Raw genomic sequence first — 21,848 nt, 5'->3', positions numbered from 1 at the left:
TTCCTTGCGAGGCGGCGGCTAGGCACTGGCGCGCATCGCACGCCGCCTCGCTGCGGGCTCGCCAAGAGCGCGTCTTTTCTGGAGAGCATCGAGCGACTTCGGCGGATCAGTTCACGAATTTGGTCAGCCGCGCCTTGTAGCTAGCGCAGGCTACGAAAGGTCACCGACCAGCGTGGGGCGTCCATCGCCGTAATGCTGTGCTCCCAATCGTTCCGGGCCTCGCCTTGCATGTGATAAATCGACCGCGCTGCCAGGTTGGCGGTGGCGCGTTCGAATTTCTCGCCGGCGCGGCGGCGGAACCGCATCACGGCCGGTGAGCCGAGCGACACGCCGATCACATGCTCGAAGACTGGGCGATCCTTGTGCCAGCCGATCCCCGCGCCGACGCCATATTCGATGATCGATGCCTGTTCGAGCGCGCTGGCATCGAGGTCCGCGAAGGCTGCGGCGCGATTGCGTAACGGTTCGAGCCAGCGCGGTAGGGGGTCGCCGGGGGCGAACCGGCCGGTCTGGAAATCATAGGTCCAGCCGAATGAGCACGTCAGCCTCTTTCCTTCCCATTGCTGGAACTGGAACGGCGTCAGGCTGGAGGCTGCAATGTTGGCAATCAGTTCAGCCTCTTCGGTGGGCGTGACGACATCGTCGCCGTAGGCGAGGCCGGGAAGCGAGGGCGTGCCAAAAAGGTCGGCCTGGGGCGCGGGCCGCAGTGCCCACGCGGCTGCGGCGCGCGTCATAACGGGAGCGCGGCTTGCGCGCGCAGCGGTTCGACGAAGAGCGTGTGGCGCGGCGGCTCCTCGAACAGCACCTCGTTCGGCAGCGTGCCGTCGAGCCAATGCATGACATTGCGCCGTTCGATGATCACGCCATGGCGTGACTGATAGGGGGTGACGTCGGCGCCGGCGGGGATGGTGAGGATGCGGTAGGATAGCGGCCAGTCGGCGAGCGGCGGGTCCCAGACGGCCGCGAGATAGAAGAAATTGCCGCTGTCGAGTGTGACCCGGTAGCGGTGCTCGCCGGTGCCCATGCGGAACTCGGACGCCGGGATCAGGCAGCGGCGCTTGGGGAAGGCACGGCCTTCGGAGCGCACGAAGCGAAAATTGATGCCGTCCGAGAACCGCGGATCGGAACCCCATACCGCTTTGACCATTTCGACTTCACCCATATTGTCGGGATCGCGGCGCACGAGCGCCGTCACGCCGCCGCTCGGGGCATCGGGATCAAAAGGGGTTGGCGCGATGGTCACATGTGGAACATAATGGGAACGAAGATGAGTCGCAAGAGCCAGGGGGCAGATGCGAATGTGCAATGACTACAGGCTGGAAGTCGACATCGCCTCGATCGCCGAGGATTTCGATGACCTCAAGATCAAGATCGATATGCCCGAAGGCGCGCCGAACGTGCCCGCGCGCGAAGATGTCCGCATTACCGACATGGGGCCGATCGTGAAGGCGAGCGACGGCTCGGCGATGGGCGAACTCGTCAACCGGCGCTGGAGCTGGCCGGGACAGGGCGGGAAGCCGGTCTATAATGTCCGCTCGGAGGGCCGCGATCTTGGCACCCAGCGCTGCCTTGTCCTCTGCGACGGTTTCTACGAATTCACCGATCCGACCGACAAGACGCAAAAGCGGCTCGATAAATGGCTGTTCACGATGAAAGATCATCGCTGGTTCTGCATGGCGGGCATCTGGCGTGACGCCCACGTCGGCGAGGCCTTTAGCCTGCTCACCATGGACGCGGGGCCGGACATTGCACCTTATCATCATCGCCAGATCATCCCGCTGCCGCGCGATCAATGGGCCGCTTGGCTCGACCCGCGCGTTCCCGCCACCGATGTCCTCAAATGGCTGCCCGAGGGCAGCCTTGAGGTCACGCAGGTCTACGGCAAGCCGCCGGCGCAGGGCGCGCTGGCGCTATGAGCGAAGCACAGGGGCTGGAGCGGTTCGTCGTGGCGCAGGAGCAGATTTACGCCCGCGCGCTCGAAGAAATTCGGCGCGGCAAGAAGCGATCGCATTGGATGTGGTTCATCTTCCCGCAGCTCGCGGGGTTTGGGCGAAGCGCAATGGCGCAGCGCTATGCGATTGCCGATGAAGCCGAGGCACGCGCCTATCTGGCGCATCCGCTTCTTGGCGCGCGCTATGTCGAATGCGTGTCGGCGCTCCAGGATTTGATCGGCAGTGACGCGGTGGCGGTGTTCGGCGATGTCGATGCCGTAAAGCTCCGATCGTCGTTGACGCTGTTCGAAACGGCTGGCGCGGGCGCGCTCGTCGGGGCAGCGCTCGACCGCTGGTTCGGCGGACAGCGCGACGAGCGCACGGCTGAGCTTCTGGGTCTTACCATCGCTCATCCCGCCGAACCGCGCGGTGACTCTGACAATGAGGCCGAGCAAGATTAGCGATCGATGTCGGCGCAATTGCCGGCCGGCATCAGGCGCCGGATTTGGCGATTTTCGGCGTCAGGATCAATGTGCGGTCCTCGACGCGCCACGACTGAAGTTCCGAGAGGAAATTCATGCCCAGGACGTCGGTGTCGCCAAGCCCGGGCGAGATCACGACGTTGAGCTTTCGCGCCTCAATGCCGCCAATCTCCAGCCGGTCGAGCGTTCCTGCGTCGGCGCGAACCGTGCCGTTCGCGGTCTTCATGAGCAAGGGCACGAGCGTTGCATCGGCACCGACGCCTGCGGCCCGTGCCGTCGCGGTCGAAAGGGCGGTGACCGTCGCACCGCTGTCGACAAGCATGCGCCGCTCGGTGCCGTTGAGGCGGACCGTCGCCCAGAAATGCCCGTCGCGGGCCATCGGGATGCGGACCTCCTCGCCCACGACCTCTTGCCGGTCGAGACCGAGGCTCGCGGTGATTCGCGACAGATTGGGATCGAAGGGTGCCTGCTGGAGAATGAGGAAGATGCCGAAGGCGAGCAGCGCGAAGGAGAAAAGCGCGCGAATGACCCGTCCGACATAGGGAATCTTGAACAGCAACATCAGGATCAGCGCCGCGCCGACGGCGTAGATCGCAAGCTGGGTCCAGGGCAGGTCGGTGGTGAGCGGCATATTATTAGCGCGCTTTTACAGGCGCGAAGGTGACGCGCCAGTGAATGATCCACAGCAAGGGAACGCGGACCGCTTGACGCACGTTCGTTCCGGGTGGAACATATAGGGAACATCTGAGTCGATGACCATCATGACCGCACCGCCTTTTTCACCGCCCCGGCCGAGCGCCGAGGAGCTTCAAGCGCTTCGCGAGACCGTGGCGCGCGTCGCTGTGGCGCGCGGACCGGTGCTGCCGTTCGGTGTCGGACCGGTCGATCATCTGCTGAGCGCCGGCGGACTCGATGGCGCGGGCCTGCACGAGGTCGCCGCTGCCTCGGCAAGCTGGAGTGACGATGCAGCGACAACGCTGTTCGCGGCGGGGATCGCCGCACGCTTCGCGGCACCGGGCTTGTCTGCCTTATGGGCGCTGACACGGTTCGACCTTTATGCCCCGGGACTCGAGCAGGCCGGGCTCGGGCCTGGGCGCGTCCTTTATGCGCAAGGCAAGAATGACCGCGAGCTGCTTGCCCTTTGCGAAGACGCGCTGCGCGACGGGTCGCTTGCCTGCGTCGTCGCCGAGGTAAAGGCGGCCGACCAGACCGCGACGAGGCGGCTCCAGCTTGCCGCCTCCGAAGGGGGCACCCCAATGCTGCTCTACCGCCGCTACCGCCGTTACGGCCAATGTCCGCTCACCGACTTGTCGCTGGCCTGCACGCGCTGGCGGATCGGCAGCCTCGCTTCGACCCCGCTGTCCGTTCCCGGCGTCGGGCGCGGGCGATGGTCGGTCGAGCTTGTGCGCCAGCGCGGCGGACCGCCTTTCTCCCTCGAACTGGAGGCGTGCGATGACCAGGGTCGCCTCGCTCTTCCTGCCGCAACTCGCGATCGAGCGGTTGCGACGGGCAGCGCCGATCTCGCGCTCGGGCACGCCGCCTGAACCCGCGCGGCTCGGCCCGCGCCTTCCCGAACCCGTCGACGACAATCCGGGCACCTGCTCGGCGCCGCGCGGTGGCGGCTGGCGCCCGGGTGCGAGTTGGGCGCGGGACACGGGTTCGGCCGCGCCGAACCCCGACTCTGTCGACGCGCGTCCGGCGCACCAGCGACCGACCATGCGTGAGCTGGGGCGGCGCAGCGAGGCGGCCGCGCCTGTCTTTCGGTTATCGCGGGCGGATGATGGATGCCCGGCGCCCGGCACGTCCATCGCGCCGCCACCGCTGCCGCTGTGGGGCGCTCGCCCGACCATCCTCGTGGCTCGCACAGGCCAGCGCGATGTCGTGACCGCGGCCTGCCCGCTCGCACTCGATCTCGGACTCGCGCCCGGCATGGCCGCGGCGCATGCGCGCGCGCTGGTCACGGATCTCGATGTGTACGAGACTGCGCCCGAGGCCGATCGGGCGTGGCTGGATCGGCTCGCCTTGCATGCGGTGCGTCACTGGACACCGACCGCCGCCGTGTCGGGGAGCGACGGGCTGTGGCTCGATCTCACCGGCACGACGCACCTCTTCGGCGGCGAGGCGCGCTTCGCGGCGCGGCTTATATCCTTCGTCCGGCGTCTCGGTTTCACCGCGCGCGTCGCGATCGCCGGCACGCCCGGCGCCGCGCACGCGCTCGCGCGCTTTGGCGGCGCGGCGACCTTGGTCTTGCCGGAAGGGCGGGAGGGGGAGGCGCTGGCCGGGCTGCCGCTTCGCGCGCTCCGGCTCGCGCCCGAGGCGCTCGCGTCGGCGGCGCGCTTCGGAATCGAGCGGATCGCCGATCTTTACCCGATGCCGCGCGGGCCGCTCGCTCGGCGTCTCGGGCGCGGCGCGGTCGAGCGGCTCGACCAGGCGCGCGGCTTTCTGCCCGAACCGATCGTGCCCGTCATCCCTTTCGAAATGCCGTGCGCCGAGCGCCGGCTGCTCGAACCGATCGGCACCGCCGAGGCGATCGAACAGGTGATCGGCGATCTCGTCGGCGACCTCGTCGCCGATCTTCGGACGCGCGGGCTCGGCCTGCGCGCCGCGGTGCTCCGCTGCGAGCGTGTCGATGCGCGCGAGCAGCTCGTCACGGTCGGCACCGCGCGCGCGACCCGCGACGCGAAGCATCTCGTGCGCCTCTTCAGACTGCGCATCGACCGGATCGAGCCGGGGCTCGGGATCGAGGCGATGGCCCTTGCCGCGCCGCAGGTCGAACCCCTTGGCGCCGAGGCGATCGGCGCGGGGTTCGATGGCGGGCCGCGCGCGCCCGATCTTGCGCCGCTCGTCGACCAGCTCGCGGGGCGCGCTGGAGAGGGCGCGCTGTTCCGCCTCGAGGGCCGCGAAAGCGATGTGCCCGAGCGCGCGATCGGCCGTACCGGCCCGCTCGCCCAGCCTTCCGGCTGGCCGGCATGGGCGCGGCCGATCCGCATGCTCGCGCGGCCCGAAGCCCTGTCGGGTGTCGTCGCGCTGCTTCCCGACCATCCACCGCGCCGCTTCGCGTGGCGCGGACGGTCCTACCGCGTCGTCGCGGGCGACGGACCCGAGCGCATCCATGGCGAATGGTGGCGAACGACCCGCGAAATGTGGGCGGTGCGCGATTATTTTCGCGTCGAAGCGGAGACCGGCGAGCGTTTCTGGCTGTTCCGCCGCGGCGATGGACAAGAAGACCGTACCGGCGATTTGAGCTGGTATATGCACGGCGTCTTCGGATGACGGCCCCCGGCACGACCTATGTCGAACTCCAGGTGACCAGCCATTTCTCTTTCCTGCGCGGCGCGTCGGCGCCTGAGGAGCTGTTCGCATCCGCCGCGCTGATGGGCCACTCGGCCCTCGGCCTTTGCGATCGTGGCAGCGTCGCGGGCATGGTGCGGGGGCTGTCGGGGCAGGAGGCGACCGGCGTGCGCCTGATCCCCGGAACGCGCGTCGATCTTCGCGATGGCCGATCGCTGCTCCTCTATCCGAAGGACCGCGCCGCTTGGTCAAGGCTGACCCGGCTTTTGTCGCTCGGCAAGGCGCGCGGGGGGAAGGGCAATTGCTGGCTCGACTGGCCCGATGTCGTGGCGTGGGCTGAAGGACTGGTCGCGGTTCTGCTCCCCGATACGGCGGACGAGCGCACCCGCCTCGATCTTGGCGAGCTCCGCGAAACCTTTGGGCGCGACGCCTATCTCGCGCTCTCGCTCCGCCGCCGTCCCGGCGACTTCGCCAGGCTGCGCGCGCTCGATACGCTGGCCCGCGGCATCGGCGTGCGCTGCGTGGCGATGGGCGACATCCTCTATCACGCCCCCGAGCGGCGACCGTTGCAGGATGTGCTGACCGCGATCCGCGAGAAAACGACTGTCGATGCGCTCGGCTTCAAACGCGAGCGTTTCATGGACCGGGCTCTGAAGTCCCCGGCCGAGATGGAACGGCGCTTTGCGCTTTTTCCCGACGCGATCCAGGCCACCGCCGACATCGCGGCCGCCTGCCGCTTTGACCTCGGCGAGATCCGCTACCAATATCCTTATGAGGAAGTCATGGCGGGCCGCACCGCGCAGGAAGCGCTCGCCGCGCTCACCGAGGAAGGCGCCGCGCGCATGTTTCCGGGCGGCGTGCCGACCGCTTACCGGCAGCAGATCGATCATGAGCTGCGATTGATCGGCGAGCTTGGCTACGCCCCCTATTTCCTGACCGTCAATTCGATCGTCGCCGAGAGTCGCCGGCGCGGGATATTATGCCAAGGGCGGGGGAGCGCGGCGAACAGCTGCGTCTGCTTCCTGCTCGGGGTCACCTCGATCGACCCGATCAAGCATGAATTGCTCTTCGAGCGTTTCGTGTCGGGCGAACGCAAGGAGCCGCCCGATATCGACGTCGATTTCGAGCATGAACGGCGCGAAGAAATCATCCAATGGATCTACGAAACCTATGGGCGGCACCGCTCCGCGCTGACCGCCGTCGTCACCCGCTATCGCACCCGCGGCGCCGTCGCCGAGGTGGGGAAGGCGCTTGGCCTGCCGCGCGACCTCACCAAGATGCTCACCGGCCTCGTCTGGGGCTGGTCGGTCGACGGCATCCCCGACGAGCAGATCGCGAGCCTCAATCTCAATGCCGACGATCATCGGCTGCGGCTGACGCTCGATCTTGCGCAACAGCTCATCGGCACGCCGCGGCATTTGTCGCAGCATCCCGGCGGTTTCGTGCTGACGCAGGAACGGCTCGACGATCTTGTGCCGATCGAGCCCGCGCGCATGGAAGACCGGCAGATCATCGAATGGGACAAGGACGATATCGACGTCCTCAAATTCATGAAGGTCGATGTGCTCGGGCTTGGCATGCTCGGCTGCATGAACCGCGCCTTCAATCTGCTCGACGAGCATAAGGGAATTTCGGTCGGCATGGCCGACCTGCAGGACGATGATCCGACAGTCTATGGCATGATCCAGAAGGCCGACACCTTGGGCGTCTTCCAGATCGAGAGCCGCGCGCAAATGTCGATGCTGCCGCGGATCAAGCCGAAGTGCTTCTACGACCTCGTGATCGAGGTCGCGATCGTGCGGCCCGGGCCGATCCAGGGCGACATGGTCCATCCCTATCTTCGCCGCCGCGAAGGCAAGGAGAAACCCGAATACCCCAAGCCCGAGCTTCGCGCCGTGCTCGAGAAGACGCTCGGCGTGCCGCTCTTCCAGGAGCAGGCGATGAAGGTCGCGATTGTTGGCGCGGGATTTACGCCCGCAGAGGCCGACCAGCTTCGCCGCGCGATGGCGACCTTCAAGCTCACCGGCGGTGTCAGCCATTTCTACGACAAGCTCGTCGGCGGCATGGTCGAGCGCGGTTACCCGAAGGATTTTGCCGAGCGGACCTTCAAGCAGATCGAAGGGTTCGGGAGCTACGGCTTTCCCGAAAGCCATGCCGCGAGCTTTGCGAAGATCGCTTACGCCTCATGCTGGATGAAGCATCATCATCCCGACGTCTTCTGCGCTGCGTTGCTCAACGCGCAGCCGATGGGCTTTTATGCGCCCGCGCAGATCGTCAGCGATGCACGCAAGCATGGCGTCGAAGTGCGCCCTGTCTCGATCAACGACAGCCATTGGGATTGCACGCTGGAGGAAGGGAAGGGTCCTTATCTCGCGGTTCGTCTCGGCTTCCGCCAGGTGCGCAGCCTCGCCAATGTCCATGGAGCCGCGATCGTCGGCGCGCGCGGCGATATGCCTTTCGATTGCGTCGAAGATGTGTGGCGGCGCGCCGGGGTCCCGCGCGCCGCAATCGAACGGATCGCCGAAGCCGATGGCTTCGCCTGCCTCGCCGAAGACCGGCGCCAGGGCTTGTGGAAGGTGCGGGGTCTTGGCGAGGCGCCGCTCCCCTTGTTCGCGGCGGCAGACGCTCGCGAGTCCGGTTTCTCGCCCGAGGGGCTCGAACCCGCGACCTCGCTTCGGCCAATGACCGAGGGGCGCGAGGTGGTGGAAGATTACCGCACGCTGCAGCTGTCGCTGCGCGCGCACCCGCTGAGTTTCTTGCGGGATGAGCTTGATACGATGGGTATCGTGCGCTGCGCCGATCTCGGACAGATCCGCGACGGGCGCAACATCGAGGTCGCCGGCGTCATCCTCGTGCGGCAGCGGCCCGGCTCGGCGAAAGGCGTGCTGTTCGTCACGATCGAGGACGAGACCGGCATCGCCAACGGCATCCTGTGGCCCGACCGGTTCGATATCTACCGGCGCCAAGTCATGTCGGCCTCGATGATCGCGATGCGCGGTCGGCTTCAGAAGGAAGGCGAGGTCATTCACATCATCTGCGACCGGATTACCGATCATGACGCGATGTTGCGATCGATCGCGCAGGGCGACGTCTCCATTGCGCCTGGACGCGGGGATGGGGCGCGGAACGGAGGCGGACCGGACTCCCGCGACGCGCCGCTGCGCATCCGGAGCCATGACTTTCACTGACAGCCATTGGTCTCCTGGCTCGTTGAACCTTTCCCTCATTGGCTGCCTGATTGCGGGCCTCGGCTCGCCTCGTGCCGTCAACCCCTGCGGGGTTCGCCCTCGCATGCGCTCGGTGACGGCGGCTCGCGGGCCCTCCTTCTGGCGCCATCGGGGACGGTCCCCGAGCAACCAAGGAGACTTCAAATGGCAAGCATCGCAAATCTTACCGTCAAGGACGACGGCAGCCTCGAAGGCAATCTCGCGACCCTGATGGTCACCGCCCCGATCGCGATCGTCCCGAACGGCCGCAAGGTGAAGGACAGCGAGCCCGTCATCAACACCGACCGGCGTACCTATCATGTCGAACTGCGCGCGACCGCCGCATCCTATATGGCATCGGTCTCGTGGACCTATCCCGCCGACGAGCTCATCGCCTTGCAAGTCGCCGACGCCGAGGCGGCGCGCGCCGCGCCCGTCGCCGGGGCGATCGATCTCGCGGCGCTCAATTTCAGATACCGGATTGAGGGCGACAAGGTCGATTGGCGCCCGGTCCGCGCGTTCGACGACACGCGCCAGCTCTTCATCGAGTTCGGCGCGGACATCGCATCGGGCGACATGCCGCCGCTGTTCGTCATCGGCGGCAGCGGCGAAGCCGAGCTCGTCAACTACCGGGTGCAGGGGCGCTACATGATCGTCGATCGCCTTTTCGAGCGCGGCGAGCTTCGCTTGGGCGCCGGGAAACAGGCGCGGACCGTCCTGATCGAGCGTGCGACGCCGCGTCGCCGGGGCCGGTCATGACCGAGCGGCAGGACCATGCCGTGCCGCCCGCCGAAGAGCCGGGCGACGAAAATCGCGCTGCGCAGCCGCCGGCCATCGACGCCTTTCGCCTACGCGGCGAACCGCCGCGGGTTATGCGCCTGTCGCGCAAGACGCTGGCGAGCATCGGTGCGGCCGGGGGAATCGCGATCGGCGGCGCCCTGCTCTGGGCGCTGCAACCCTCAGCGCCCAAGTCGTCCGATAATCTTTATTCTGCCGACACGGCGAACCGCGCCGAGGTCGTGACGGGCGCGCCCGCCGATTATGGAAAGGTGCCGAAGCTCGGGCCGCCGCTTCCTGGCGACCTCGGGCGGCCGATCGTCGCAGCGCAGCGCGATGGCGAAATCGTCCCGGTGCCGCCGATGGGCAGTTCGCCAGCTGGCGCGCGCTCACCGACCGACGACGCGCGCGACCGGGCGCGGCAGGAGCGCGAAGCCGCCACCACCAGTCGTCTCTTTCTTGGCGGAGGGTCAGCGGGTGCAGGCGTGGCCGAGGCGCTGCGCGGATCGATCGAGCCTGCCGTGGCCGCACCGGCGCCGGTAGCCGGTGAGCGGAGTCCGGACGCGGCGCGCCGAGCCTTTCTCGAAGGCGGCGCCGGCAAACCGAACGAAAGTCCCGAACGCATTGGCGGACCCAGCTCGCCCTACATTCTCCAGAGCGGGAGCGTCATCCCGGCTGCGCTGATCACCGGCATCCGCTCCGATCTTCCCGGGCAGGTCACCGCGCAGGTGACGCAAAATGTCTATGACAGCCCGACCGGCCGAACCTTGCTCATTCCGCAGGGCGCGCGGCTCATCGGCGAATATGACAGCGAGATCGCTGCGGGGCAGAAACGCGTATTGCTGGCGTGGGACAGGTTGATCCTGCCCGGCGGCCGCTCGATCCGGCTCGATCGCCAGCCAGGCGCCGATGCCCGCGGCATGGCGGGGCTCGCCGATCGCACGGACAATCATTGGGGATCGATGTTGCGCGCGGCGCTGATCTCGACCTTGCTCGGCGTCGGTGCCGAGCTTGGTTCGGATGGGGATGACGCGATCGTTCGCGCCCTTCGCGATGGGTCACAGGATACGATCAACCAGTCGGGCCGGCGGCTCGTCGAGCGCCAGATGAATGTGCCTCCGACCATCACAATCCGTCCCGGCTTCGCGCTGCACGTCATCGTGACGCGCGATCTGATCCTCGATCCCGATGGAGGAACCGCGCTATGAGCAAGCTCAGGCTTGGCCCGATCGCTGACGATAAGCCCGTGAAGTTATCGGTCGAACTACCGGGCGCGCTTCACCGCGACCTGCTTGCCTATGCCGAGGTGCATGCGAAGGCCACTGGCCTCGCCGAGCCACTGCCGCCTGAAAAAATCGCGGTGCCGATGATCGAACGCTTCATGGCGACCGATTGGGCCTTCGCGTCCGAGCGACGGCGGCGCTAGGGGGGCATCTCGAGCAATACAGGGGGCTGCGAACCGACGAGCCGAATTTGCATACCGGCGGGCTTGACCCTGTAGCCGCTACAGGGTGTATCTGTGCGTCCGACTCGAGACAGCGCGAGAGGAAAACAGTGCCCGACCATCGCTTCGCCTCCGACGCCGTTCAACCGGCCGACGCCGGATTGGATATCACGCGCTCGGCCGTTGCGGTGGAAATGCGATCCTATCGGCACGCGCGCGATACCCGCGATTGGTCTGCGGCATGGCATCACCTCGAGCGCGCTCACATCATTGCCCAGCCGATATTCCGTCTGCATCTCGCCTCGCATGCCGCGATGCTGACATTCGCCATTTCTCGGCGCGACGTCCGGGAAATCCTCGGCCAGTTGCTGCGCATTGCCCTCGTTCCGCTTGGCGCGCTGACCGGTCGCCTCCCGACCGGCAATACCGGCCGCGCTCGCATCAGCGCCTTTGTACCGATGCCGGTGCCCGAGGATTTGCTGCCCTATCTGCCGCCGGACAGGCCATGACCGGCGACTTGCCTGTATCTCGCCGGGCTGCTAACCGGCGGTCGATGCGAAATCGCGCGATCCAGTTCCTGTTGCTCATAGTGGCGCTTATGGCTTGCCCGGATACGCCGGTCATGGCCTATGACGCCGCGCCGATTGGCATCGACGCGCATCAGCATGTGTTTGCGGAGGTCGCCGAAGACGCGGCCCCCGACGACAGCAGCCCTACGAGTGGTGGCGCCGAACTGGTGCACCATCATCACTGCCCCGCGGGATTGGCCGTCGACGCGTCCGACGCGAACGGCAGCTGGTTGCCGAACCGTGACATCCATCTCGCTCGCACGGCCGCGGCGCTCGCTTCGCGCGCGACCGCCCCCCCCACCGAACCTCCCGCCGCCTGATCACTGCTTCGCGCAGGCTTTCGCCTGCGTCGTCACGCATTGATCAGGAGTATTTATGTCGAAATCATTGGGCACCCTGCTGTTTGCAGGGATGCTGACCATGGCAAGCCAGCCGGCGTTCGCCGAACCTGTCTCGCTGTCCGACGCGCTCGCGCGCGGTCAGGATGTCTCCCCTCGAATTGCCAAAGCGAAAGCCGAACTGAAGGCGGCCGAAGGTCGCGCCATGCAGGCGGGCGTACGGCCGAACCCCACCATATCCGCCGAAGTCGAGAATTTTAGCGGCACCGGACCCTATCGAACCTTTGGCCAGACCGAGACCACAGTCGCGGTGTCGCAGCCGTTCGAGCTCGGCGGCAAGAGGCGCGCCCGCAAAGAGGTCGCGGCGGCTGAGCGTGACTTTGCGCAAATCGCGCTCCGCAAGGCCGAGGCCGACCTCGCATATGACATCATCATGTCGCACGCCGAATTGCGCGCGGCCGAAGATCGCGCGAAGCTCGCCGACAGCGTCTATGCCAGGGCGGTCGAACTCGCGCGGATCGCCGAGACGCTGGTCGACGTCGGGCGCGATCCGCCGCTGACCAAGCTGCGCGCCGACGCGCTGCTCGCCGAGGCGAAGGCCGAAAGCCTGCGCGCAAAATCGGAGCTTTTGTCGGCGCGGCAGGAACTGGCGTTGCGCATCGGCAGCGAGGATCCCGAGCTGTCGGCCATCGCTCAGGATATTCCGACGCCGCCCGCCTTGCCGGCCGATGCCCAGAGCCTCGACGAACGTCTCGCGGCCGCCGAGCGCGATGCGGCTTCGGCGCGGGTGCGTCTCGCCCAGGCCGAGGGCGTTCCCGACATCACGGCGTCGGGCGGTGTCCGAAACTTCCGCGAAAGCAAGGACACCGCGTTCATCGTCGGCGTCTCGATCCCGCTTCCGGTGTTCAACCGCAATCGCGGCAATATCTATGCAGCGCGCGCGAGCGGCGAAGCCGCCGAAGCCCAGCTTGCCCAGACGCGCCTCGATACCCGCTTCTCGCGGCGCGACGCCGAGCTGATGCTCTCGGCCGCCACAGAGCGTGTGACGGCCTTGTCGGGCGCCGGACTGTTTCAGGCGAGTGAAGCTGCCCGGGTTGCCGAGATCGGATACCAGCAGGGCAAGTTCACGCTTATCGAGCTGATCGATGCCCAGGAGGCGCTGACCAGCGCCAATCTCAAACTCATTGAAGCCGAACTCGACCGCGCCCGCGCCTTGGCTGCGCTGGGCCGCGCGAACGCGCAATAGGGGACTCACAACATGCAAATCTTCGAAAACAAGAATCGCCTGATGGCCGCTGTGGCGGTCGGGGCACTCATACTTGGCGGCGGCGGCATCCTGATCGGCCGGTCGATGACCGCACCCGTCGCAGCACCCGCTGAGGCGCCTGCCGAGGAAGAAGAGGAAGGCCATGTCGAAGGCCAGATCCTGATGGACGAGGCGCGCGCCAAGGGCGCCGGCATCGTTACCGAAACGATCCAGGCTGGTGGCCTCGGTTCTGAGATTCTCGCGCAGGGTGTCGTTGCGTCGACCCCCGAAGGCGAGGCTGTGCTCACGGCGCGCGCCGATGGGGCGATTACCCGCATAAACCGCCGCCTCGGCGACGAGGTGCGCGCCGGCGAGGCGGTCGCGGTGATGGAAAGCCGCGACGCGGCGGCGATCGCATCCGAGCGCAGCTCGGCGACGGCGCGCCTTGCGCTTGCGCGCTCGACCTATGCCCGCGAAAAGAAGCTGTTCGATGCGCGGATTACGGCGAAGCAGGATCTCGAGGCCGCCGCGGCGGCGCTCGCAGAGGCCGAGTCCGAAGCACGGCGGTCGCAATCAGCAGCCGCCGCCGCCAAGGTATCGGGCGACGGCCGCACGCTGGCGGTGACGAGCCTGATTTCGGGGCGGGTCACCAAGTCGGACGCGAAACTCGGGTCCTATGTGCTCGCGGGCACCGAATTGTTCCGGGTTTCCGATCCCCGCCGCATCCAGATCAATGCCTCGGTGCTCGCCGCAGATGCGCGGCGGATCAAGCCGGGCGATACCGCGGTCATCGAACTGCTGGGCGGCGAGACCGTGAATGCGGTGGTGCGGTCGGCAACCCCGAGCCTCGACGCGGAAAGCAAGACGGCGACAATTGTCCTCGTCCCCGACGGCATCGGCGGCCTGACGCCCGGCCAGGGGCTGCGTGCGCGGATCAAGCCGCGCGGCGCTGCCGGGTCGAGCTTGATCGCGCTGCCCGAGGAAGCGGTGCAAACCGTGGAAGGCCGCGAGGTCGTTTTCGTCAAGACCGCCAAAGGTTTCCAGGCCATGACGGTGGTTACCGGCAAGCGCGGCGGCGGCCGTATCGAGATTGTCGACGGGGTGAAACCGGGCGCGGTCATCGCGACCAAGGGTGCTTTCCTGCTCAAGGCCGAAATCGGCAAGGGCGAGGCGGAGCATTGAGATGATCGAAAAACTTCTCGACGCGTCGATACGCTTTCGCTGGGGTGTGGTCATCCTCACCCTCATCATATCCGCTTATGGCCTTACCCAGCTCCTGAAGCTGCCGATCGATGCCGTTCCGGACATCACCAACAAGCAGGTCCAGATCAACACCGTCGAGCCCAATCTTGGGCCACTCGACATCGAACGGCTCGTTACCTTTCCAGTCGAAACCGCGATGGCGGGAATCCCCGGTCTGGAAAGTTCGCGCTCGATCTCGCGCAACGGTTTCAGCCAGGTCACAGTGATCTTCGAGGATCATACCGACCTCTATTTTGCACGCCAGCAGGTGGCCGAACGGCTCAACCAAGCGAAGGGCACCCTGCCCGACGGCGCCGAACCGCAAATGGGTCCGGTCTCGACCGGGCTCGGCGAAGTGCTGATGTACACGGTCGATTTCGACCGCACGGCCAAAACGCCCAAGATCGCAGGAAAGCCAGGACCTCAGCCCGACGGTTCCTATATTACGCCAACGGGCGAAGTCTTGACCGACGAGGTGGCCAAGCTCGGTTACCTGCGGACGGTGCAAGACTGGGTGATCCGCCCGCAGCTGCGCTCGGTTTCCGGCGTCGCCGGCATTGACTCGATCGGCGGCTATGAAAAGCAGTTCGTCGTCCAGCCCGATGCGACCAAATTGGCAAGCTATGGCATCAGCTTTTCCGAGCTCGCTGAATCTCTCGAACGCGCCAACATCTCGGTCGGCGCCAACTTCGTCGAACGCGGCGGGGAGGCTTTTCTCGTCCGCGCCGATGGCCGCATCCGCACGCTCGACGAGATCGGTCGCGCCACCGTTGCAAGCCGCGGCGGCGTTCCCGTCATGGTTCGTGACGTCGCGACCGTGCAGATCGGCGGCGAGTTGCGGACCGGCTCGGCATCCGAAAACGGGAAGGAGCTGGTCGTCGGCACGGTGTTGATGCTGGCGAACGGCAACAGCCGGATCGTCGCATCGGCCGCAGCCGAACGCTTGAAAGACGTCACGAAATCCATGCCCGCCGGCATCGTCGTCAAACCCGTGCTCGATCGCTCGCAGCTCGTCGACGCGACGATCGGCACCGTCGAGAAGAACCTCGCCGAAGGCGCCTTGCTCGTGGCGGCGGTGCTGTTCTGGCTGCTCGGCAACTTCCGTGCGGCGGTGATCGCCACGCTTGTCATCCCGATCTCGTTTCTGATCATGGGGACGGGCATGAACATTACCGGCACCTCGGGCAATTTGATGAGCCTTGGCGCGCTCGACTTCGGCCTCATCGTCGACGGCTCGATCATCATCATCGAAAACTGCCTCAGGCGACTGGCCGAGAGGCAACATCATGAAGGGCGATTGCTCTCGCTGAGCGAACGTCTGCACGAGGTGTTCGAAGCCTCGCGCGAAATGGTGAAACCGACGATCTACGGGCAGGCGATCATCTTCCTCGTGTTCGTGCCGTTGCTCACCTTCACCGGGGTCGAGGGCAAGACCTTCTCGCCGATGGCGATCACGGTATTGCTGGCTCTGGCCGGTGCGTTCATTGCATCGCTGACCTTCGTCCCCGCGATGGTCGCACTGCTTCTTCGCGGCAAGGTCGCCGAGAAGGAAGTGCGCGCGGTCGCCTGGGTGAAGACCCGGTATGAGCCCGTGCTCAAACGCGTCATCGCGCGGCCCTGGCCGTGGATCGGTGCTGGCGGCGGGACCTTTGCCGCGGCCATCCTCGTGTTCGGCATGCTCGGCAGCGAGTTCATCCCGGTGCTGGGCGAAGGCAATCTCGCGATGCAGGCGCTTCGTATCCCGTCGACATCCTTGAACAAGTCGCAGGCGATGCAGTTGCGGGTGGAAAAGGCGGTGTCCTCGCTTCCCGAGGTGGCCTTCATCTACTCGAAGACGGGTACGGCGGAGGTTGCCAGCGATCCCATGCCGCCGAATGCTTCCGACACCTTCATCATCTTGAAGCCGCGCGATGCATGGCCCGACGGGGTCAAGACCAAGGATGATGTGATCGAGCGGGTCGAGAAGAAGCTCGAACCGCTCGTCGGCAATGCCTTCGAAATCAGCCAGCCGATCCAGCTCAGGTTCAACGAGCTGATTGCCGGCGTGCGCGGCGACATCGCGATCAAGCTCTACGGCGACGATCTCGACGAAATGGGCCGCGCGGCGCAGCAGGTGGCAGCGATCCTGAACACCGTTCCTGGCGCTGCCGACGTCAAGGTCGAACAGACGGCGGGCTTCCCCGTGCTCGATGTCCAGTTCGATCGCGACGCCATCGCGCGCTACGGGCTGACGTTGCAGGATGTCAGCGACACCGTTGCGGCGGCGCTCGGTGGGCGCGAAGCCGGGATCGTGTTCGAAGGCGATCGGCGATACGATATAGTCGTCCGTCTCGACCGCGCCACGCGTGACGATCTCGACGCGGTAGGGGCGCTTCCTGTGCTTCTTCCCGGCGAGGGCGGATCGCGGGCATCGGTGCCGCTCAGCGAACTGGCCAAGTTCGGCTTCTCCGAAGGGTTGAACCAGGTCAGCCGTGAAAACGGCAAGCGGCGTGTCGTGGTGCAAGCCAATGTCCGCGGCAATGACTTGGGCTCCTTCGTCGCCGAGGCGCAGGAGAAGGTGAATGCGCAGGTCAAGCTTCCTACAGGGAGCTTTATCGAATGGGGCGGGCAGTTCGAGAATCTGCAAGCCGCATCGGCGCGGCTGTCGATCGTCATCCCGATCATCTTCGCGGCGATCTTCGGCATCCTGTTCATGGCATTGGGCGGTGTGCGCCAGGCGATCGCGGTCTATTCCGCAATCCCTCTCGCGCTGGCTGGCGGCGTCTTCTCGCTCCTGCTGACCGGGCTGCCCTTCTCGGTATCGGCGGCCGTGGGCTTCATCGTGCTTTCGGGCGTGACGGTGCTCAATGGGCTGGTCGTGATGTCGAGCATCAACCAGCGCATCGACGAAGGCAAACCTGTCGATGTCGCGATCGGCGAGGGCGTCATGGAACGCGTCCGCGCGGTGCTGATGACGGGCATCGTGCCCGCCATCGGCTTCGTACCGATGGCCCTTGCGACCGGGACCGGCGCCGAAGTGCAGAAGCCGCTGGCGATCGTCGTCATCGGCGGGCTGATCACCTCGACCTTGCTGACCTTGTTCGTCCTGCCCGCGATCAGCCATCTGCTGCTTCGCGGCCGGCACAACAAGCATGTTGCCGGCGACTACACCGACGTCACCGCGCTCGGAGAACGGGTGTTCCTGCCCGGTGACGATACGGGCGGCAAACCGGCATGAGCGAGCATCAAGCTCCTCATGCCACGCAGGACGAAACCGATGGCGGCTCACCGCCGCCATCGGCTTTCCCGGGAGGCAGGGTGATGAAGACCTCCATATCGCTGCTTGGACTCTTGCTTGCGGCCTGTTCATCCGGAAAGCCGAGCACCGACGCGGACAGCGCCGGACATGGCGATATGCAGCATGCGGCCGCGGCCACCTCGACGCCGGCGGCCAAGGCGTTCGAGGCGGCGGCCGACAGGATGCACAAGGATATGGCAGTGGTTTTGACGGGCGACGCCGACACCGACTTCATGCGGTCGATGATTCCGCATCATCAGGGCGCGGTGGCGATGGCCAAGGTCGCGCTGCAATATGGCAAAGACCCGGAGGTGCGCGAACTCGCCCGATCGGTCATAGCTGCGCAGGATAAGGAGGTCGCTGTGATGCAAAGCTGGCTGGATCGTCGGGAAAAGGCGATGCCCCAAAACCCGCCGAAGGCGAACTGATATGACTGCGGCTCCCGATCATGCCGATGGGGCGAACGACGCCAAAGGCGCCGGCGAAAGTGGCCACAGCCATGGCACGGGCGCGAGTTCGGGGCGGCTCGCCATCGCGCTCGGCCTTACCTCCACCTTCCTCATCGCGGAACTAGTAGGGGCCTATTGGTTCGGCAGCCTCGCACTGCTGTCCGATGCGGCGCATATGTTTACCGATGCCGCTGCACTGGCGATCGCCCTCGTGGCGGTGAAGGTCGGCCAGAAGCAAGCCGACAAGCAGCGAACCTATGGCTACCGCCGCTTCGAGATTCTCGCTGCGGCCTTCAACGCCGTGCTGCTGTTCGTGGTGGCCGCCTATATCCTCTATGAAGGAGTGTCGCGCTTCGTCGATCCGCAGCCGGTGGAATCGATGGGCATGCTGGTCGTTGCGACCATCGGCCTTATCGTGAACTTCGTTGCGATGCGCTTGCTCGCCGGCGGCGTCGAGAAAAGCCTGAACATGAAGGGCGCCTATCTCGAAGTGTGGGCGGACATGCTCGGATCGATTGGCGTAATCGGCGCTGCGGTGTTGATCTGGCTCACGGGCAAGACCTGGATCGATCCGGTCGTGGCCATCGCCATCGGCCTTTGGGTGCTGCCGCGCACATGGTCGCTCTTGCGCGACACCACGCACATCCTGCTCCAGGGCGTACCCCGTGGCATCGATCTCGACACCGTGCGCGCGGCGATGGGCTCGGTCGATGGCGTGGCGGGCGTTCACGATCTGCACGTCTGGTCGGTCGCTGGCGACGATGCCAGCCTGACCGCCCATATCGTCCTCACGGCGGGCGCCGATCCCGAGGCGCTGCGCGGCGCGGTCGCCGCGATGCTGGGCACGCAGTTCAATATCCAGCACTCGACAATTCAGACCGAGACCGTCGCATGTGGCGATGAGGACGCGATACATGCTTGACCTGGTTGCCGTAACACAACGGGCCCGCCTTCCCCGAATGAGCCGATGTCAGGTGAAACCGATCGCCATGCTGTCAAAAGCTAGCGCAGTTGCCGGGAGCCTGGGAATTATCAGAAAAGGTCCAGCAAATGGTTGGAATATTGAGGATTGAACAATGACGGAAACGGTCAGGCTCGATATCGAACTCCTGCTCCCGGAAGTGCCCGACGAGGCGGACCGCTGTATCGAACGGCTGTCAGGTGAATTGCAGGGCCGGCCGGGCGTCGAAAAGGCGCATGTCGTAGCCGCGCAGGGCGACGCGCCCGCGCAGCTTTGCATCCATTATGATCCCGACATCGTCCCGCTGGAACGGGTGCGCCAGCTCGCCCGAAGCGCCGGGGCGGCGCTGACCGAGCAATATCAGCATCTTCTCTGGACCGACGTCGAGGGGCTCGGACACACGCGGCGCGCTCGCACGGTGAGCGATCGTTTGCGTCAGCTTCCCGGCATCGTCGAGGCGGAGGCGAGCGCGGCGGGCGTGATCCGCGCCGAGTTCCGCACGAGCGATACTTCACTCGACCAGATTCGTCAGGCGCTCGCCGATATGGGCGTCTACCAGAAGAAGACTGTGGGAGCGGCCGAACCGATGCTAGCGAAGCAGAGGCATTCCGAGAAAGACGACCATAGCGGCCATGATCATGGCGAGCATGGCGAGGGCGATCATGGTCATGCCCATGGCGGCATCTTCGGTGCGAACACCGAGCTCTATGTCGCGCTGCTGTGCGGCGTGGTTCTCGGCATCGGTTTTGCGATCGAGAAACTGACCGCACTGCCCGATTGGGTGCCGCTGGGTTTCTATATCGCCGCATATGGTCTCGGCGGCTGGTTCACGCTCCGCGAGGCGATCGAGAATCTGAAGCTCAAGCGGTTCGAAATCGACACGCTGATGCTCGTTGCCGCTGCCGGCGCCGCCGCGCTCGGTGCCTGGGCCGAGGGCGCTTTGCTGCTCTTCCTGTTCAGCTTCGGCCATGCCCTCGAACATTATGCGATGGGCCGCGCCAAGCGCGCGATCGAGGCGCTGGCCGAACTCGCACCCCAATCCGCGCTCGTTCGCCGCGACGGCGAACCACGCGAGGTGCCGGTCGAGGAGCTGCTTGTCGGCGACATCGTCATCGTGAAGCCCAATGAACGACTTCCCGCCGATGGCTTCGTGATCCTCGGCCGGTCGAGCGTCAACCAGGCTCCGGTGACCGGAGAGAGCGTGCCGGTCGACAAGGAGCCGGTCGCCGATGCGAAAGAAGCCGCGTTGCGCGCCGACGCGCTTGAGGCGAAACACCGCGTGTTCGCCGGCACGATCAACGGCGAAGGCGCCATCGAGATCGCGGTGACCCGGCTTTCGACTGACACGACGCTCGCGAAAGTCGTCAAGATGGTCAACGAGGCCGAGACGCAGAAATCCCCGACCCAGCGCTTTACCGACAAGTTCGAGCGGATATTCGTGCCGAGTGTTCTCGGCCTCGTTTTCCTCCTTCTCTTCGCAGGATTCGTCGTCGACGAGCCGTTCCGCGACAGCTTCTACCGGGCCATGGCCGTCCTCGTTGCGGCAAGCCCCTGCGCGCTCGCGATCGCTACCCCGAGCGCCGTGCTCTCCGGGGTCGCGCGGGCCGCGCGCGGCGGCGTCCTCGTCAAAGGCGGCGGGCCGCTCGAAAATCTCGGCTCGCTGACCGCACTGGCGTTCGACAAGACGGGAACGCTTACCGAAGGACGGCCGCGCATCACCGACACGATCCCGGCGACCGGGGTCACCAAGGAAGAGTTGCTTGCCATTGCAGTCGCGGTCGAGAGCCTGAGCGATCATCCGCTTGCGGCCGCCATCGCACGCGATGGCCGGGAGATTTTTCCCGACGCTGCGCTTCCGGTCGCCACCGATCTGAAGAGCCTGACGGGCCGCGGGGTCGAAGCCAAGGTCGACGGCGAAATCGTCAGCATCGGCAAGGCAGAAATGTTCGGGACCGACGGCATCGCACCGCTATCGGCCGAAATGGCGACGGCCATCGCCGGGCTCCGGGAGAAGGGCCGAACGACGATGGTTGTGCGCAAGGGAGCGCGCGATCTCGGGGCGATCGGCCTCATGGATACGCCGCGCGCCGCGGCGCGCGAGACGATCGCGCGTCTCAGCAAGCTCGGCATTCGTCGCATGATCATGATCTCCGGCGACCATCAGAAGGTTGCTGAATCGATCGCTGCCGAAGTCGGTCTCAGCGAGGCATGGGGTGACCTGATGCCCGAGCAAAAGGTCGATGCCATCAAGAAGCTTCGCGCCGAGATGCCCGTGGCGATGGTGGGCGACGGCGTCAACGACGCCCCCGCCATGGCGAGCGCCACCGTTGGCATCGCAATGGGGGCCGCCGGCTCCGACGTCGCGCTCGAGACCGCCGACATCGCGCTGATGGCGGACGACCTGTCGCATCTGCCTTTCGCAATCGGTCTTAGCCGCCGTACCCGCTCGATCATCCGGCAGAATATGGTCGTCAGCCTCGGCGTCGTCGTTGTGCTGGTTCCGGCGACGATCTTCGGCCTCGGGATCGGTCCGGCGGTCGCGGCGCATGAAGGCTCGACCCTCATTGTCGTCGCCAACGCGCTGCGGCTTCTGGCTTATCGAGAATAACTGGGCCGTGGTGGCTAGCCAATATGG

18 protein-coding genes and 1 pseudogene are annotated in these 21,848 nt (G+C 66.0%); 16 read left to right on the top strand and 3 right to left on the bottom strand.

Going from position 1 to position 21,848, the window contains the following annotated elements; genetic code table 11:
- Window positions 1-140 precede the first annotated feature (140 nt).
- Together HEQ22_RS13770 and HEQ22_RS13765 are read right to left on the bottom strand one after the other, a co-directional pair.
- Window positions 141-734 (bottom strand): alpha-ketoglutarate-dependent dioxygenase AlkB, encoded by a 594-nt coding sequence (locus tag HEQ22_RS13770; RefSeq protein WP_432768418.1) that lies wholly within the window; start codon window positions 732-734, stop codon window positions 141-143.
- Window positions 731-1,243, bottom strand: a complete 513-nt coding sequence (locus tag HEQ22_RS13765; RefSeq protein ID WP_432768417.1) for an SOS response-associated peptidase family protein — start codon at window positions 1,241-1,243, stop codon at window positions 731-733. The genes HEQ22_RS13770 and HEQ22_RS13765 overlap by 4 nt, the downstream gene beginning before the upstream one ends.
- A 55-nt stretch (window positions 1,244-1,298) precedes the next feature.
- Here HEQ22_RS13765 and HEQ22_RS13760 point away from each other — a divergent pair, with 55 nt between their 5' ends.
- Together HEQ22_RS13760 and HEQ22_RS13755 are read left to right on the top strand one after the other, a co-directional pair.
- Entirely contained in the window at window positions 1,299-1,916 is a 618-nt protein-coding gene (locus tag HEQ22_RS13760) for an SOS response-associated peptidase (protein ID WP_432768416.1), read from the top strand.
- Window positions 1,913-2,392 carry a DUF1810 domain-containing protein gene (locus tag HEQ22_RS13755; RefSeq protein WP_432768415.1) on the top strand — a complete coding sequence of 160 codons (480 nt, stop codon included), beginning with the start codon at window positions 1,913-1,915 and terminating at the stop codon, window positions 2,390-2,392. The genes HEQ22_RS13760 and HEQ22_RS13755 overlap by 4 nt, the downstream gene beginning before the upstream one ends.
- 31 nt (window positions 2,393-2,423) lie before the next feature.
- On the opposite strand, the gene HEQ22_RS13750 is transcribed toward HEQ22_RS13755, so the two are convergent.
- Entirely contained in the window at window positions 2,424-3,044 is a 621-nt protein-coding gene (locus HEQ22_RS13750; protein ID WP_432768414.1) for a retropepsin-like aspartic protease family protein, read from the bottom strand.
- A 130-nt stretch (window positions 3,045-3,174) separates the two neighbouring features.
- Here HEQ22_RS13750 and HEQ22_RS13745 point away from each other — a divergent pair, with 130 nt between their 5' ends.
- The 14 genes and pseudogenes from HEQ22_RS13745 (at window position 3,175) to HEQ22_RS13680 (ending at window position 21,821) form a co-directional block, all read left to right on the top strand.
- Window positions 3,175-3,957 carry an ImuA family protein gene (locus tag HEQ22_RS13745; RefSeq protein ID WP_432770885.1) on the top strand — a complete coding sequence of 261 codons (783 nt, stop codon included), beginning with the start codon at window positions 3,175-3,177 and terminating at the stop codon, window positions 3,955-3,957.
- On the top strand, window positions 3,866-5,686 hold the full coding sequence (locus HEQ22_RS13740; RefSeq protein ID WP_432768413.1) for a DUF6504 family protein: 1,821 nt from the start codon (window positions 3,866-3,868) through the stop codon (window positions 5,684-5,686). Before HEQ22_RS13745 ends, HEQ22_RS13740 begins: the two co-directional genes overlap by 92 nt.
- Complete coding sequence (locus tag HEQ22_RS13735) at window positions 5,683-8,892, top strand: error-prone DNA polymerase (protein ID WP_432770884.1); 3,210 nt, start codon at window positions 5,683-5,685, stop codon at window positions 8,890-8,892. Before HEQ22_RS13740 ends, HEQ22_RS13735 begins: the two co-directional genes overlap by 4 nt.
- 309 nt (window positions 8,893-9,201) lie before the next feature.
- Window positions 9,202-9,669 (top strand): annotated as a pseudogene (locus HEQ22_RS13730) (TrbG/VirB9 family P-type conjugative transfer protein); the annotation flags it as partial.
- Complete coding sequence (locus HEQ22_RS13725) at window positions 9,666-10,895, top strand: TrbI/VirB10 family protein (RefSeq protein ID WP_137752782.1); 1,230 nt, start codon at window positions 9,666-9,668, stop codon at window positions 10,893-10,895. The pseudogene HEQ22_RS13730 and the gene HEQ22_RS13725, both read left to right, overlap by 4 nt.
- Window positions 10,892-11,113 (top strand): DUF2274 domain-containing protein, encoded by a 222-nt coding sequence (locus HEQ22_RS13720; protein ID WP_432768412.1) that lies wholly within the window; start codon window positions 10,892-10,894, stop codon window positions 11,111-11,113. Before HEQ22_RS13725 ends, HEQ22_RS13720 begins: the two co-directional genes overlap by 4 nt.
- A 128-nt stretch (window positions 11,114-11,241) precedes the next feature.
- Window positions 11,242-11,640, top strand: coding sequence for a DUF3703 domain-containing protein (locus HEQ22_RS13715; protein ID WP_249340088.1), 399 nt, complete (start codon window positions 11,242-11,244; stop codon window positions 11,638-11,640).
- On the top strand, window positions 11,637-12,020 hold the full coding sequence (locus HEQ22_RS13710; RefSeq protein ID WP_137752780.1) for a hypothetical protein: 384 nt from the start codon (window positions 11,637-11,639) through the stop codon (window positions 12,018-12,020). Before HEQ22_RS13715 ends, HEQ22_RS13710 begins: the two co-directional genes overlap by 4 nt.
- Window positions 12,021-12,075: 55 nt before the next feature.
- Complete coding sequence (locus tag HEQ22_RS13705) at window positions 12,076-13,284, top strand: TolC family protein (RefSeq protein ID WP_137752779.1); 1,209 nt, start codon at window positions 12,076-12,078, stop codon at window positions 13,282-13,284.
- Between the two features lie 12 nt (window positions 13,285-13,296).
- Entirely contained in the window at window positions 13,297-14,466 is a 1,170-nt protein-coding gene (locus HEQ22_RS13700) for an efflux RND transporter periplasmic adaptor subunit (protein ID WP_137752778.1), read from the top strand.
- Between the two features lies 1 nt (window position 14,467).
- Window positions 14,468-17,743 (top strand): efflux RND transporter permease subunit, encoded by a 3,276-nt coding sequence (locus tag HEQ22_RS13695; RefSeq protein ID WP_432768411.1) that lies wholly within the window; start codon window positions 14,468-14,470, stop codon window positions 17,741-17,743.
- Entirely contained in the window at window positions 17,740-18,231 is a 492-nt protein-coding gene (copM, locus tag HEQ22_RS13690; protein WP_137752776.1) for a CopM family metallochaperone, read from the top strand. The genes HEQ22_RS13695 and copM overlap by 4 nt, the downstream gene beginning before the upstream one ends.
- Window position 18,232: 1 nt before the next feature.
- Window positions 18,233-19,174: a cation diffusion facilitator family transporter gene (locus HEQ22_RS13685; RefSeq protein ID WP_137752775.1), complete on the top strand. Its 942-nt coding sequence runs from the start codon at window positions 18,233-18,235 to the stop codon at window positions 19,172-19,174.
- A gap of 154 nt (window positions 19,175-19,328) precedes the next feature.
- A complete protein-coding gene (locus HEQ22_RS13680) occupies window positions 19,329-21,821 on the top strand; it encodes a heavy metal translocating P-type ATPase (protein ID WP_137752774.1) in 2,493 nt (830 codons plus the stop codon).
- The last annotated feature ends 27 nt before the right edge of the window (window positions 21,822-21,848 follow it).

The organism is Sphingopyxis sp. (assembly GCF_050916055.1).
Lineage (GTDB): Bacteria > Pseudomonadota > Alphaproteobacteria > Sphingomonadales > Sphingomonadaceae > Sphingopyxis.
Note: the sequence above shows the minus strand (reverse complement) of the source record. Positions and strands in the feature narration are given on the sequence as shown.